12 protein-coding genes are annotated in these 13,811 nt (G+C 63.5%); 3 read left to right on the forward strand and 9 right to left on the reverse strand.

Annotated features, from left to right (window positions below; genetic code table 11):
- Positions 1–162: 162 nt before the first annotated feature.
- On the forward strand, positions 163–1,278 hold the full coding sequence (locus tag B0G74_RS24355) for a patatin-like phospholipase family protein (protein WP_132377421.1): 1,116 nt from the start codon (positions 163–165) through the stop codon (positions 1,276–1,278).
- A gap of 186 nt (positions 1,279–1,464) precedes the next feature.
- Here B0G74_RS24355 and B0G74_RS24360 read toward each other — a convergent pair whose 3' ends face one another.
- Positions 1,465–1,890, reverse strand: coding sequence for an OsmC family protein (locus B0G74_RS24360; RefSeq protein ID WP_132377422.1), 426 nt, complete (start codon positions 1,888–1,890; stop codon positions 1,465–1,467).
- Positions 1,891–2,239: 349 nt separating this feature from the next.
- Between B0G74_RS24360 and B0G74_RS24365 the strand changes: the two genes are divergently transcribed.
- A complete protein-coding gene (locus B0G74_RS24365; protein WP_132377423.1) occupies positions 2,240–2,548 on the forward strand; it encodes a DUF4148 domain-containing protein in 309 nt (102 codons plus the stop codon).
- Between the two features lie 256 nt (positions 2,549–2,804).
- Here B0G74_RS24365 and B0G74_RS24370 read toward each other — a convergent pair whose 3' ends face one another.
- From B0G74_RS24370 to gltA, 6 genes are all read right to left on the reverse strand, one after another.
- Positions 2,805–3,359 carry a carboxymuconolactone decarboxylase family protein gene (locus tag B0G74_RS24370; RefSeq protein ID WP_132377424.1) on the reverse strand — a complete coding sequence of 185 codons (555 nt, stop codon included), beginning with the start codon at positions 3,357–3,359 and terminating at the stop codon, positions 2,805–2,807.
- 35 nt (positions 3,360–3,394) lie between these two features.
- The gene (locus B0G74_RS24375; protein WP_132377425.1) at positions 3,395–4,726 is read right to left on the reverse strand and encodes an aspartate aminotransferase family protein; all 1,332 of its coding nucleotides are present in this window, start codon (positions 4,724–4,726) and stop codon (positions 3,395–3,397) included.
- Positions 4,727–4,757: 31 nt separating this feature from the next.
- Positions 4,758–5,819 (reverse strand): C45 family peptidase, encoded by a 1,062-nt coding sequence (locus B0G74_RS24380; protein WP_132377426.1) that lies wholly within the window; start codon positions 5,817–5,819, stop codon positions 4,758–4,760.
- Between the two features lie 129 nt (positions 5,820–5,948).
- Entirely contained in the window at positions 5,949–6,803 is an 855-nt protein-coding gene (locus tag B0G74_RS24385; RefSeq protein WP_012427335.1) for an SIS domain-containing protein, read from the reverse strand.
- 98 nt (positions 6,804–6,901) lie between these two features.
- Positions 6,902–9,175 (reverse strand): amylo-alpha-1,6-glucosidase, encoded by a 2,274-nt coding sequence (locus tag B0G74_RS24390; RefSeq protein ID WP_132377427.1) that lies wholly within the window; start codon positions 9,173–9,175, stop codon positions 6,902–6,904.
- 226 nt (positions 9,176–9,401) lie between these two features.
- Positions 9,402–10,700: a citrate synthase gene (gene gltA / locus B0G74_RS24395; protein WP_132377428.1), complete on the reverse strand. Its 1,299-nt coding sequence runs from the start codon at positions 10,698–10,700 to the stop codon at positions 9,402–9,404.
- 434 nt (positions 10,701–11,134) lie between these two features.
- Here gltA and B0G74_RS24400 point away from each other — a divergent pair, with 434 nt between their 5' ends.
- On the forward strand, positions 11,135–11,536 hold the full coding sequence (locus B0G74_RS24400) for a hypothetical protein (protein WP_132377429.1): 402 nt from the start codon (positions 11,135–11,137) through the stop codon (positions 11,534–11,536).
- 131 nt (positions 11,537–11,667) lie between these two features.
- Here B0G74_RS24400 and B0G74_RS24405 read toward each other — a convergent pair whose 3' ends face one another.
- On the reverse strand, positions 11,668–12,456 hold the full coding sequence (locus tag B0G74_RS24405; protein WP_132379338.1) for an alpha/beta hydrolase: 789 nt from the start codon (positions 12,454–12,456) through the stop codon (positions 11,668–11,670).
- Between the two features lie 260 nt (positions 12,457–12,716).
- Positions 12,717–13,769: a rod shape-determining protein gene (locus B0G74_RS24410; RefSeq protein WP_132377430.1), complete on the reverse strand. Its 1,053-nt coding sequence runs from the start codon at positions 13,767–13,769 to the stop codon at positions 12,717–12,719.
- Between the last annotated feature and the right edge of the window lie 42 nt (positions 13,770–13,811).

Below are 13,811 nucleotides of genomic sequence, written 5' to 3' on the forward strand. Positions count from 1 at the left end.
GACGAGTTTCCGTAGGGCGCGGCACGAAAGCACGAAGGCGCGGAGCGCCGGCGGCATGGCGGAAAATCGTGCAGTGCAGTACAACGGTTAAAACCGCGTCGGCACTTTCGTTTTCCCCTATGAGTTCGACGACTGCTGGGCGACCGCACAACGGAGGTCAGAATGGCAACGACAAAAGACGTTCCCACGATCGGTCTTGCCCTCCAGGGCGGCGGCGCGCACGCGGCGTTCACGTGGGGTGTACTCGACCGGTTGCTGGACGAAGTCGAGCACGGGACACTCTCGATTCTCGCGATCAGCGGCGCGAGCGGCGGAGCGCTCAACGCCGCGGCCTGCACATACGGCCTAAGCAGAAGTCCGACCGATGCCAAACGGTCGCTCGAACAACTCTGGACGCTGGTCGGCGCCAGTTCGAAGTGGCAGCCGTTCTTTAACTTCCCCAAGGATCTGCTGAAGTCTCCCGAGCGCTGGAATGTCGATCTCAATCCGGCGATACTCGCGCAAAGCATGCTCCAGCCGTTTGCCTCTCCGTATGCGATGCCATGGCTGACCAATTCCCTTGGCTCGATCATGGAAACCGTGATTCCGGACTTCGGGGTCGTCAATGACCCGAAGGGCGCCGTGCCCAGGCTCTACGTGGCGGCGACCAACGTCAACCTGACCGCATTGCGCATCTTCGAACCCGGCGAAATTTCGGCGAAGGCGCTGATGGCCTCCGCATGCTTTCCCACGCTCTTCGAGGCGGTGCAAATAGGCGGCGAGTTCTATTGGGACGGCGGGTACATGGCCAATCCGGCGCTCGCGCCGCTCGTCGAGTGGGTCGACGACATTCTGAGCGTTCTCATCGATCCGCTCTGTACGAAACATGGCCCGCCTGAGCGCCCCAGCGAGATCAACAACCGGATCAACGAAGTCAGCTTCGGCGCGTCGTGGGTCACGGAAGTCCGTCAGATCCAGTTGATCAACGAACTCGCCGCTGAAAACCCAGGCCTCGTTCACCGCGGAAAGGCCTACACGCCCAAGCGCTTTCATGTGATTCGCGCCGACCGCTTCATGGACGAGATCGGCGCGGCATCGAAGAACACGCCCTCCATCGAATTCTTCCGAGCCTTGCGACACGCGGGCCATGCCACGGCGGACACATGGGTGCGCGATTGTCTGCCGAGCGTCGGCAAGACTTCCACTTTCGACCTCGACAAGCTCGTGAGAAGCCGGGTCAAAGGGACGCCCGCCGCAATTCATACCGTTCAGCAGGCCGAGGGGAAAACGCTTAGATGAGCCGTGTCTGAGACCGGGCCGAATCGAGTGGCCTCGTCTTCGCGCCAAGCCGGCTTCGTCGCGCTGCAAGAAGGCGCAGTTGTAGCGGCATCGGCATCTCTAACCAAGGCGAGTACACAAAAACCGGCGCCGGGCTTGACCCGTGCGCCGGTTTAATCGCTGCTAGATGACCAGCAAAAACTCGACTCAGGTTTCGAGCTTCGCGTCCATCGTGATCGTGGCTTTCAGCACTTTCGACACCGGGCAACCGGCCTTGGCGTCGGCGGTCGCCTTCTCGAAGGCGGCTTTGTCGCCGCCGGGGATTTTCACGGCCACGTCGAGATGCACCGCGGTGATCGCGAAACCGCCGCCGTCCTTATCGAGCGTGACGGTGGCCGTCGTGCCGATGCGCTCGGGCGTGATGCCGGCCTTGCCCAGTTCCGCCGACAGCGCCATCGAGAAACATCCCGCATGCGCAGCCGCAATCAGCTCTTCCGGGTTCGTGCCGATGCCGTCCGCGAAGCGTGTCGAAAACGAGTATTGGGTCTCCTTGAGGACGCCGCTGTCGGTGGAAATCGAGCCCTTGCCGTCTTGCAGGCCGCCTTGCCAGACTGCTGATGCCTTGCGCTTCATCGCTCTCTCCTGTTTGTGCCTGCTTCGCGCGCGGCACGACCGAATCTGATGCCCACCGCAACGGTCCAGCCCAGGATTTGCGGTTTCGGCATCGGTCGCGAGTGTCGCGCACCACTGCGGGCGCGGGCGTGGACCGAACTTCATCATAGGCGCTTCCGTGTGCCAGCGTCGTGACGACGCCGGCAATCGATCAAAAGAGAAGCCATCCCAGCAATTATCTCGATAACAGTAATAATCTTTCCTCCGAAAGCGGCTTTTTCACTGACCTCGTAGGAAATAGACTGGTTTCAACGGTTCGGCACCGCAGCATTGAACCAATCACATCAACAATCGAATCCAGGAGGTCATCATGAAATCGCTTATTTCCGCAGTCGTTATTGCATCCGCGCTTATCGTCCCGGCTGTTTCGTTCGCCCAGCAGGCCAATGGTCCGGTGACCCGCGCACAAGTGCGCGCTGAGCTGGTTGCCGCGCAAAAAGCGGGCCTTCTGAATCAGAACGACACCGACTATCCGAAGGCCGTGCCGCAAAACGCTACGACAGTGGCCGCCGAGGCGCAGGGCTCGCAGGACGTTGGCGGCGTGAAGGCAGCTTCGTCGGATGCCGGCGCGCGGGACTCCGTGCAGCAACGCCTGTTCTCGACGTATCGCGGTCAGTAAGCCGGTAAACCGCGCGGTTGGCGGTGTCGCAGCAAAAAGGAAAAGCGCCCCATTGCGAAGTTCGCAACGGGGCGCTTTGCTTTGTATTGCGTGGCGGAAAGTTGGGCGAATGCGTTGTAAAAGAGGCGGCGTTCGATGCCGAAGCTGGCCGCGCATCAAGACTGATTACGCCATTGCGGGCCGCGCCCCAGTCCGCTCCCGCACCGTCCGCCCACGCAATCGCCAATCGCACAGCTGCGCCGCCATGCCGCCCGCACTACTCAGCGAACGGCAAGCTCTCCTGCCCCACCGCGCGCATGCCAAACACGTTCAGCGTCATTGCCACCAACGCGTAATAGCCGAGCAGGCCCACCAGGTTGATCACCACCTGATGCCCGAAGCGTTCGACCGCCTTCGCATAGATCGCGTCCGAAACGCGCTTCGTGTCGTACAGCTCGCCCGCGAAGTCGTGAATCAACGCGTCGTCGGCGTCCGCGAAATCCGGGCGCTCTCCGTGGCGAATCGTTTCGGCGTCCGCTTCGGACACGCCGGCTTGCAGCGCGATCGGATAGTGGATGTACCACTCCGCCTGCGCCTGCCAGCGCGCCGCGGTCACCAGGATCGCCAGCTCCGACAGGCGCAGCGGCAAACCCGTCCGATAGCGGCAGAACGCGCCCAGGCGCTGCGCCTGCTGAGCCAGTTCCGGGCTATGAATCCAGCCAAGGAACGGCCCGTTCAGATTGCCGCGCGGGCCGGACAGAATTTCGTCGAGCACCGTTCTCTGTTCGGGCGTGGCGTCGGACAGGTCGAAGTGAGGCAAACGCTCGGTCATCATCGTTCTCGCAAGTCGTGGTGGTGTCGTAGGTCTCAGATGGTGGACAACAGCGCGCCGCTAACCGCATCCGTGAACCGGCTGACGATTTCGTCGATGTCGCGCTCGGTGCAGATGAACGGCGGCGCCAGCAGCACATGATCGCCGATCTGGCCGTCGACCGTGCCGCCCATGGGATACACCATCAAACCACGCGCGAACGCCTCGCGCCGGATTGCCGCGTGCAGCTTGCGGCCGGCGTCGAACGGCGTTTTGCTGGCGCGGTCCTTGACCAGTTCGACGCCGACGAACAGCCCGCGTCCGCGCACGTCGCCGATATGCGGATGTTGCGCGTAGTGCTCGCGCAGCCGGCCACGCAACTGTTCGCCGCGCGCCAGCACGTTGGGCAGCAGCTTGTCTTCCTCGATCACGCGTTGCACTTCGAGCGCCGCCGCGCAGGCGGTGGCGTGGCCGATGTAGGTATGGCCATGCTGAAAGAACCCCGAGCCGCCGACGATCGCCTGATAAATCCGCTCGCTCACGAGCGTCGCGCCGATCGGTTGATAGCCGGCGCCGAGCCCTTTGGCGATGGTCAGGATATCCGGCGCGACGCCGTCTTCCTCGCAGGCATACAGGTAGCCGGTGCGGCCCATGCCCGACATGATCTCGTCGAGAATCAGCAGGACGCCGTAGCGATCGCACACCGCGCGAATCTTGCGGAAGTACTCGCGCACCGGCGGCACGGCGCCGGCCGTCGCGCCGACCACGGTTTCCGCGACGAAGGCGGCGACCGTGTCCGCGCCGAGTTCCAGAATCTTCTGCTCCAGTTCGTCGGCGAGACGCTGCGCGAAGGCCTCTTCCGTTTCGTCGGCACGTTGCTCGCGGTACGCGTAACACGGACTCACGTGATGCGCTTCGATCAGGATCGGCAGGAACGGCTCGCGGCGCCACGCATTGCCGCCGATCGCCAGCGCGCCCAGCGTATTGCCGTGATAACTCTGGCGACGCGCGATGAAATGACGGCGCTGCGGCTCGCCCTTCTCAACGAAATACTGGCGCGCGAGTTTCAGCGCCGCCTCGATCGCCTCCGATCCGCCGGACACGAAGTACACATGTTCGAGCCCTTGCGGCGCGTTCGCCACCAGGCGGTCGGCGAGTTCTTCGGCGGGCGCGGTGGTGAAGAACGACGTGTGCGCGTACGGCAACTGCTGCGACTGCCGTTTGATCGCGTCGATCACGCGCTGGTTGCTATGGCCGAGACACGAGACGGCGGCGCCGCCGGACGCGTCGATATAGCGCTTGCCGGTGGAATCGATGATCTCGATGCCGTCGCCCGCGACGGCGACCGGCAGCGACTGTTTCGGCGAGCGATGAAAAACGGTGGTCATGGTGTTCGGTTCCTGTGGTTTCGGCAAGCGCTTAGGCGCCGGCTTGTTCAGATGCCGCGCGGGCGATGAAGGTGTCGAATGCGCACTGCCCTTGCCGGTAGACTTTCATCGACACACCGGCAATGCCGATGTCGAAGAGCGCGGTGGCGAGCGTGTTTTCGTCGTCCGGATCGAGCGGATCGTCGCGGTAGATCGGCAAGCCCGAGGGCGCGCGATCGTGTAAGACGTCGAGCAAGGCGGCGGGTTGCAACGGGTGGGCTATCGCGGGCAACAAGGCCTCCACGCGCAATTGACGGTCTCGCGAGGAATCCGTGACGATTTGCGCTTCGGCTTCGCAGCCGCGATGAATCATGTGGTTCGCGTGGCCGTAGAGGTGCGGCACGGTTTGCACGGAACATCGCTGCGCGCTTGCTTCGACGCTGAAGATGCGCGCGTCGCCCGCACAGCCGAGCGTGTGATGAAAGCCGCTCGCGGCCGGCGTGTCGCGCAGAATGTGCAACGCTTCGTCGAGCGAAGCCGCATCGAGTACGGCACGCGCGAGGATCATGCGCGGCACGCCGGCAACGGGCGTGCGAATGCGCAAATTGTTGATCGCCTGCACGACGCCGGCGCGGCTCACGGCAAAGGTGTGCCCCGGCAGCGATCCGGGGTAATAGAAACTCACGAAGCCAGGCTTGCCGGCCGGCTGAACCTCGACCAGCGCGCAACGCTCGCGCAGAAACGGATCGCCGTCTTCGTTATGCGCGATGAAGCGCGTGTCGCCAACGACCGCCGCCAACGTGGTGCAACCGTCCGGCGCGTTGTGAATCAGTTCGCCGCGGCAGTTCCAGAGAAACACGTCTTCCCCCGGCCAGCCGAGGCCCGCCGCCATGCCGTCGAGCTCAGCGAGCAGCGCCGGGTAATGCGCCTGCGCCGCGTCGCGCAGTTCCTGCACGAACCGAGTGCCGCGCCAGCGCCGAACCGCCTGCCATGCGCCGCTCTGTTTCATGTAGTCGCCGAAAACCGGACGCGCGAACTCACCTAACTGGTAGCCGATGTCATACGGCTCGCCGCTCACCTGCAAAAGACTCAAACCCTGCTTCGACGCCACCATTCGCACCCATTCAACAATCGGTACGTATTTATACGTTAAAACAACATTTGTTGTCAAACAGCGCAACGCCGAACCAGATGGAGCGGAGCTGCGTCGCGCACGATCTCCGCTCGATTCAGACGGGAATGTTCAAGGCACGTACGCGCCCTTCGCGTGCAGCGACTGCTCGGCGATGGCGAGTTGTTCGACCGCATCCGCGCCTTCCAGCGCAAGCAGATGCGCGACCAGCGACTCGGCCAACGCCGTAGCCGCCACCAGCGACGGAAAGAACGACGGACTCTCGTGTGAAAAGATCAGCACCTTGTCGGCGTTCAAGGCGATCGGCGATACAGCGCTGTCGGTGATGGCAATCAGCTTGCTGCCCTTTTCCAGCGCGGCTTCAGCTACGCGCGCGGCTTCCACCGAGTACGGCGCGAAGCTGATCACGATGGTGGCGCTGTCGCGCTCGATCGTGCGCAACTGCATTTCCAGCGTGCCGGCTTCACCGTTGAGCAAGGACACCGAGGAACGGAACAGCCGGTAACCGTACACGAGGCCGAATGCGACCGCGTAACAGGAGCGGAAGCCGGCCACGTGCACATGCGGCGCGCGCCGCAACAGACGCGCGGCTTCCACGATTACACGGCCGTTATGCGCGGCGGTGACCTCGAGATTGTGTTGTTGAGCGACGAGTAGATCGTTCGCCAGCGCGTCTTTCGATTTGACGAGCGAACGCGCGCGGCTCGTAAGCGGCTCGGGCCGCGTGCGCACGCGCGCGACGAACAGGTTGCGCAATTCGTTCCAACCGGGGAAACCGAGTTGCTGCGACAGGCGTACCAGCGAAGCCGGTTGCACCTGCGCCCGTTCCGCCACTTTGCGCATGGACGAGACCGCAACCTCGTCGGGATGGTCGAGCAGAAAACCCGCTCCCATCTGGAACTGCGGACTCAGTTCGGAAAAGCGCGCCCGGATCAGGGCGGCGAGCTGGTCGAAACTGTCTGGCATGCGGATGTACCGGGCGAACGGTCGATAAGGATGACAACAAATGTTACCACCCGGCACCTCGCATCCAACAGCAGTTCCAGCGTGCTTTCGACGCTTGTTTAAAGAAGCGCGACCACTCGCACGTCGCCCTGCTCCGCCGAGGCGACGACCTTGTCGCCGATGCGGCGGAACGTGATCGACACCGAGGCGTCGCCCACCCGCAAATCGCCCACTTCGAGCCAGTCGATGCCTTCGGGCAGCATCGGCTGTTCGATCAGCACTTCGCGCCGCTCGGCGTCGATCGTGATGCCCAGACACGCTTCGAGCATCATGAACGGCGAACCCGCTGCCCACGCCTGCGGCAGACAGGCGACCGGATACGCGGTGGGCGGCTCGCCGCGCCGCCGTGGGAAGCCGCAGAAGAGTTCGGGCAGGCGCATGTCGAAATTGACCGCTGCCTGAAACAGCGCCTGCAAGAGCCGCACGGCCGCCGCCTTGCCGCCGTAACGAGACAGGCCGCGCGCGCAGAGCGCGTTGTCGTGCGGCCAGACCGAGCCGTTGTGATACGCCATGGGGTTGAAACGCGACTGGCTCGCGGCCAGCGTGCGCACGCCCCAGCCGGTGTGGAACAGCGTGGATTCGAGCGCGCGCACCACCGATTCGCCGCGCTCGCGTGAAGGCAAACCGAAGGCCAGCAAGTGGCCGGCGTTCGACGCCATCACACGGCACAGTTCGCCGTGGCCGTCGAGCGCGATGCCGTAGAAGCCGGCCTCTTTCATCCAGTACTTTTCTTCGACGCACTGACGGATTTTCTTCGCCCGCTCGCTGTATTGAGCCGCCGAGTCGTGCAAGCCGCGCAGCTTCGCGAAGTGAGCCATGGTGTCGAAGGCGGCGCTCGCATAGGCCTGCACTTCGACGAGCGCAATCGGGCCGTCCGGGAAGCGGCCGTCGGCGTGAAAGACGGAATCATGGCTGTCTTTCCAGCCTTGATTCGCCAGACCGCCGTCAGATTCGCGCTGATAGTCCAGCAGGCCAAAGCGATTCTTGTCGCACACGCCCGCGACCCACTGCGCCGCGCGCTCTAGCGCCGGCCACAATTCGTCGATCAACGCGAGGTCGGCCGTGCGCGCTGCATAGGCGCCCGCCAGCACGATGAACAATGGCGTGGTGTCGACACCGCCGTAATAGAGCGCGAACGGCACTTCGCCGGTGGCGGCCATTTCGCCTTTGCGCATCTCATGCATGATCTTGCCGGGCGCGGCGTCGCGAAACGGCGAGTTCTCACGCGCCTGATGTTCGGCGAGAAAGCGCAGCACGCCCGCGGCCAACTGCGGCTGCAGCCACAGCGTCTGCAGCGACGTGATAACGGCGTCGCGGCCGAACGGCGTGGAGAACCACGGAATGCCGGCGTACGGATACGGGCCGGTCACGAGGTCCGTGGTCAGCAGGCCAAGATCGGCGAGCGAGCGGTCGATCCATGCATTGAAAAGCGGATTGCTGGAACGCACGCGCGCGGTGGCGCGGCGGCGCTCGCGCATCACGAGGTGAGCGTCGACGAGCGCGGCACGCACGGCAGCGCGGCCGACACGCGGGCGCTCCGCGTCGATCTGCGACAGGTGCGCTTCGCTCAACGCATGCGTGGGCTGCGAGACGCCGGCGCTGGGTTTGTCCGACTGCGCGACGACCTGCACCGACACCGACAGATAGATCGACACGCAGGCCTGGGCCGGCAGCTTGACGGTGTAGTCGGCGCGGTTGGCGAAAAGTTTGTCCGGTTCCGGCGAGAAAGCAATCTGCACATTGCGCGCCACGTCATCGAGGCCCACATAGCCGAGCAGCACTTCCCGATTCTCGACGCGCGCCGGTTCGACACGGCCCTGCTTGTCGCGCTTCAGGCCGCGCACCTCGAACATGTCGCGGAAGTCGCTGGCGAACGAGATGGACAGCGGCACCACGGCGTCGCTCGTGCCGTAGTTGGTGAGTTCGATGGCTTCGTTGAGCACGGTGCCCGACAGCACCCGCACGCGCTCGACGTGGATCACGCCTTCGGGCGTGCTGTCGCCGCCGAGCGGCGGCAACGGACGGTTGGTCAGATGCGCGGTGAACGACGTGTTGTCGCTGCTGACGCTGCCCGATAACAGCGACGGCGCGCGTCCGCCGAAGGTGAGGCGCAGTTGCGAGAGAACACGTGTGTCGTTGACGAACAGGCCGTCGTCGTGGCCGGTGATATCGCCGAGCGGATCGTTGACGATGAAGGTATCGCCCGACTTCAGCACGTGCTGAGTGGCGCTGGCGACATTGAGGTTTTCTGTCGGGATGAATACGCCGTCCGGCTCGGGTTCGCGGTGATCGATTCCGCCCGAAAGGCCGCCGAGGGCTTCTGGCTGCTGCATCAGGGTCACTCCTATGGGTTCGCTGCTGCGTTCACGCTTTTGCGTTCGGTCTACATCCGGTTGCTAACTGAGTCGCTTCCGATTGTAGAGGGTCTGTCCGCGTCAGACGAACTTATCACAGAGGAGTTTCGGTTTTTTTTCAGTGGCACAGGACGTGCAGAGCCATGGCGCGGCGCTCCTCGTGAGAGCGCCGCGCGGGCGTCGGGCGGGTGGCCGCCGCGACGCTTTAGCGCTTCGCCAGCGGCGCGGCTTCGCGTTGCGATTCGCCGACGAAAAGCTGACGCGGACGACCGATCTTCTGTTCCGGATCGGCGATCATTTCGTTCCACTGCGCAATCCAGCCGACCGTGCGCGCCATCGCGAAGATACACGTGAACATGGCCGTCGGAATGCCCAGCGCGCGCTGCACGATACCCGAGTAGAAGTCGACGTTCGGGTACAGCTTGCGCGACACGAAGTAGTCATCTTCCAGCGCGATTTTTTCGAGCGCCATGGCGAGCTTGAACAGCGGGTCGTCGTGCAGACCCAACTCTTCCAGCACTTCGTGGCAGGTTTCGCGCATCAGCTTCGCACGCGGGTCGTAGTTCTTGTAGACGCGGTGGCCGAAGCCCATCAGCTTTACGCCGGAATCCTTGTCCTTCACCTTCGCGATGAACTCGGGGATGTTGTCGACCGAGCCGATTTCTTCCAGCATGTTCAGCGCCGCTTCATTCGCGCCGCCATGCGCCGGGCCCCACAGACACGCGATCCCTGCTGCAATACACGCGAACGGATTCGCACCCGACGAGCCGGCGAGACGCACGGTCGAGGTCGATGCATTCTGCTCGTGGTCCGCATGCAGGATCAGGATACGGTCCAGTGCCCGCACCAGCACGTCGTTGACCTTGTACTCTTCGGCCGGGTTCGCGAACATCATGCGCATGAAATTCGCGCTGTACGACAGGTCGTTCTTCGGAAAAACGAACGGCTGACCCACGGTGTACTTGTACGCCATGGCCACCAGCGTCGGCAGCTTCGCGATCATGCGGATCGCGGAGATTTCACGGTGCAGCGGATTATTGATGTCGAGCGAGTCGTGATAGAACGCAGACAGCGCGCCGACCGCGGCGACCAGAATCGCCATCGGGTGCGCGTCGCGACGGAAGCCGCGGAAGAAGAAATGCATCTGGTCGTGCACCATCGTATGCTGCGTGACGGTCTTGACGAACTCTTCCTTCTGCTTCGCATCCGGCAATTCGCCCTTCAGCAGCAGGTAGCAGGTTTCGAGGAAGTCGGCGTTCTGCGCCAGATTGTCGATCGGGTAACCGCGGTACAGCAGCTCGCCTTTGTCGCCGTCGATATAGGTAATTTCGGAGTTGCATGCCGCCGTGGACATGAAACCCGGGTCATACGTGAACTTGCCGGTCTGGCCATACAGCTTGCGGATATCGATCACATCCGGTCCGAGCGTGCCCTGATAAATCGGCAGATCAATGGTTTGGTCGCTGTCGGAAAAGCTCAGCGTTGCGTGTGTCTTCGAGTTCATCTACACGTTCCTTTTACTTTCACATCGCACACGTGCCGGCATGCTCGATCGTCAAAGGCGCTTTGGCATGCTCAGGCTCCGCTTGGCATTTTAAGGTCCAGCGGCCCTCGAATTGCGATGATTGACCGCAACAATGCATCTCGGCTGGCGCAACATTCGTTGCCGGCGTTTCCTCTTACAAGGCTTGACGTCGCCGGGAAACTCGCAACGGCGCGGCGCGAGCAAACCGGCTGCGCGGCGCCTGCACGCACTGCCAGCTAAATGAAAGTTGAGCGCTTATTGCAACAATGTTTTGCGGCAGTCAGGCTGCGGAGGCGCGAGTGCATCTGCGATACTGCACTCGTGTTTTGCTTCCCCTGCGAACACATCGCTGTGTTTGGCCCGCCGTTCTACGGCGGGCCTTTTTAATCAGCCAAAAGAACAGGAACGACCACATGAACGCCTCTCTCGAAACGCTGTTTCCGGATCACGTCCACACCGACGAGAACATCGTCACCGCGCTGAATCACCAGGACATCGTCGTCGCGTTGTCGGCGGCGCTGAAGACGCAGGACGTGGCGGTGTTGCACATGCTCTACCCGCGCACCGACGCGCGCACGCATCGCAGCCTCGATACGCTCGTGAACGTGTTGCACGGTCACGGCCTGCATGAAGTCGCGGATCTGATCGCGCAGGAAGCGCACTATCTGCTGTTCAAAGATCCCGTGAAAGCGTGGAAAGCCTTCCACGAAATTCGCAACGACTCACTCGCGATCGGCGTGCATCTCTACTATCACGGGCTTGTGGGCGAAGCGGCGGAACGCGCGCTCGATAAAGACGCGCATCGCAAGGCATGAGGTCGAGCGTTTGATGCGTCGCCGGGGTCGAGCCAGCCCGCGGATCATCGCCGCGAGCGCGAGCCACCCGGCAACGCGTCGTCGTGCATTGATTGCACGTTTATTACGCGTTCATTGCGCTCATTGGTCGTTCACCTGTCGCTCACTGAACGAATGAATTCGTCGACGTAGCGATTGAACGCCGACGGATGCGCGAGATTCATTCCGTGCGACGCGCCGCGCACCGTTTCGCGGCGCGCATCCGGCAGCCAGTCTTGCAGCGCGGCCACGGTACGGCGAAACATGTCGGGACTCTTTTCGCCGTCGATCAGCAGCACCGGGCAACGCACCTCGGCGGCCTCCTCGGGAACATAGGCGGGCAGCGGGTCGCGGAATTGACGCGCGAGCGTGTGCGCATTATCGGTCGCCATCCGGCGAAAACCCGGTGTGCTCATCGCCCAGAAACCGGGCCGGCTGACCGAGTCGACGAACAATTGCAAGCCGGCCTCCACTTCCCCGCTTTCGATCAGTTGCGCCGCTTTCGCGCGCAACGCATTGACCGTCTCCGGCATTCGCGCGGTCGGGCGTCCGGCAATCTGCAACGGACCACCCGGGTCGGCTAGCGTCAACGTCCGTACATGCTCAGGATGGCGCCGCGCGAAATGAAACGCCACACAACCGCCACGCGAATGTCCGACCACGTGCGCCGGTCCCACGCCAAAACGTTCGACGAACTCCGCCACTTCGTTTGCATGCGCGCTCCAGCTGAACGGCAGGCCGGGCTCGGTATCGGCCGCCGGCCAGTAATGCGTGAGACTCACCGCGATACAGCGGTAGTGCTTCGACAGGCCCGCGAGTTGCGGTTGCCAGTAGCGGTAGTCGCACAGCGAACCATGCACGAACAACAGCGGTTCGCCCTCACCGGCTTCCACGCAAGGCATGCGCAAACCGCTTCGCAGTTCGATGAAAGATGACGAAGCAGACGACGCGGTCACTGATTGAGTCACGAGTGGTTCACGGACAGCGCGGCAATGCCCGAGTGCGGCGCTGTCGGCTCGAAATGGAATGGGGAGCGAAAGTGCGTCCCTGAGATTGGGACGCGAAGCGTATTGTCACACAGCCGGTCGAACAGCGTGGCAGCCCGGCCCAATGGCGGACGCGAGCCTCCCGAAGGCAGCAGCGCGGCAAGCCCTGCGCGCAATTATTCGTAAGCGAATTCGTCCAGCAGGCCGGCGGTGGCTGCCGTGCCCGCGCCGCGCACCGCGCAGGTCAGCGGTTCATCGGCGACGCGCACGTCGAGGCCGATCTCGTTCGTCAAGCGGCGGCTCAGGTTGCCGAGCAGCGCACCGCCGCCCGTCAGCACGATGCCGTTGTTGGCGATGTCGGTCGCCAGTTCGGCCGGCGCCTCTTCGAGCCCGCGTTTCACCGCGCCGATCATCTGACGCAGCGGCCCCTCGATCGCATCCGCGATATCGTGGTTGCTCAGTTGAACCGTGCGCGGCAAGCCGTCGTCGACGCTGCGGCCGGTCGCGTTCATATGCTCGCGCGGCACGTCGCGCACGGCCGAGCCGATGCTCTTCTTGACGTGCTCAGCGGTCTGTTCGCCGAGCAGCACGCCGTACAGATTGCGCACGTAGCTCACGATCGCCATGTCGAAACTGTCGCCGCCCACGCGGATCGAGCCGCTATACGCCATGCCGCCGAGCGCGATCACGCCGACCTCGGTCGTGCCGCCGCCGATATCGACCACCATCGAACCGGTCGCCTCGGACACCGGCAAGCCCGCGCCGACTGCCGACGCGAGCGATTCGCCGATCAGGCTCACCTTCCATGCGCCGGCCGCCACGGCCGCTTCCTTGATCGCGCGACGCTCGACCTGGGTCGCGCCGGCCGGCACACACAAGGTGAACGCGGCGCGGCGGCTGAACAGCGGCCGCAGGCGCGCCATGTCGACGAATTGCCGGATCATGTGCTCGGCGGCGGAGAAGTTGGCGATCACGCCGTGGCGCATCGGCCGCACGGTTTCGAGGTTGCACGGCGCGCGGCCCAGAAGCTGGCGCGCCTGGGTGCCTACGGCGGCGACGCGTTTCGGCCCGTCGGCGGCCTCTTTCTGGAAACACACGACGGACGGCTGGTTCAGCACGATACCGCCGTCGTCGGTATAGATCAGGGTGTTGGCCGTGCCGAGGTCCACCGTCACGGAATGACGGAACAAGCGATCGAACAGCGGGTAATGCGGCGTCGGTCTGGCCATAGGAAGGCTCTGATGTGTCGTTATCCGCCCGTACCGGGCAGT

This window comes from Paraburkholderia sp. BL9I2N2 (assembly GCF_004339745.1).
In the GTDB taxonomy this organism is placed as follows: Bacteria; Pseudomonadota; Gammaproteobacteria; order Burkholderiales; family Burkholderiaceae; genus Paraburkholderia.

Excerpts from the sequence above, each read along its gene's own strand:
- B0G74_RS24355 (WP_132377421.1), top strand. The coding sequence starts at position 163 with ATGGCAACGACAAAAGACGTTCCCACGATCGGTCTTGCCCTCCAGGGC.
- B0G74_RS24360 (WP_132377422.1), bottom strand. The coding sequence starts at position 1,890 with ATGAAGCGCAAGGCATCAGCAGTCTGGCAAGGCGGCCTGCAAGACGGC.
- B0G74_RS24365 (WP_132377423.1), top strand. The coding sequence starts at position 2,240 with ATGAAATCGCTTATTTCCGCAGTCGTTATTGCATCCGCGCTTATCGTC.
- B0G74_RS24370 (WP_132377424.1), bottom strand. The coding sequence starts at position 3,359 with ATGACCGAGCGTTTGCCTCACTTCGACCTGTCCGACGCCACGCCCGAA.
- B0G74_RS24375 (WP_132377425.1), bottom strand. The coding sequence starts at position 4,726 with ATGACCACCGTTTTTCATCGCTCGCCGAAACAGTCGCTGCCGGTCGCC.
- B0G74_RS24380 (WP_132377426.1), bottom strand. The coding sequence starts at position 5,819 with ATGGTGGCGTCGAAGCAGGGTTTGAGTCTTTTGCAGGTGAGCGGCGAG.
- B0G74_RS24385 (WP_012427335.1), bottom strand. The coding sequence starts at position 6,803 with ATGCCAGACAGTTTCGACCAGCTCGCCGCCCTGATCCGGGCGCGCTTT.
- B0G74_RS24390 (WP_132377427.1), bottom strand. The coding sequence starts at position 9,175 with ATGCAGCAGCCAGAAGCCCTCGGCGGCCTTTCGGGCGGAATCGATCAC.
- gltA (WP_132377428.1), bottom strand. The coding sequence starts at position 10,700 with ATGAACTCGAAGACACACGCAACGCTGAGCTTTTCCGACAGCGACCAA.
- B0G74_RS24400 (WP_132377429.1), top strand. The coding sequence starts at position 11,135 with ATGAACGCCTCTCTCGAAACGCTGTTTCCGGATCACGTCCACACCGAC.
- B0G74_RS24405 (WP_132379338.1), bottom strand. The coding sequence starts at position 12,456 with ATGCCTTGCGTGGAAGCCGGTGAGGGCGAACCGCTGTTGTTCGTGCAT.
- B0G74_RS24410 (WP_132377430.1), bottom strand. The coding sequence starts at position 13,769 with ATGGCCAGACCGACGCCGCATTACCCGCTGTTCGATCGCTTGTTCCGT.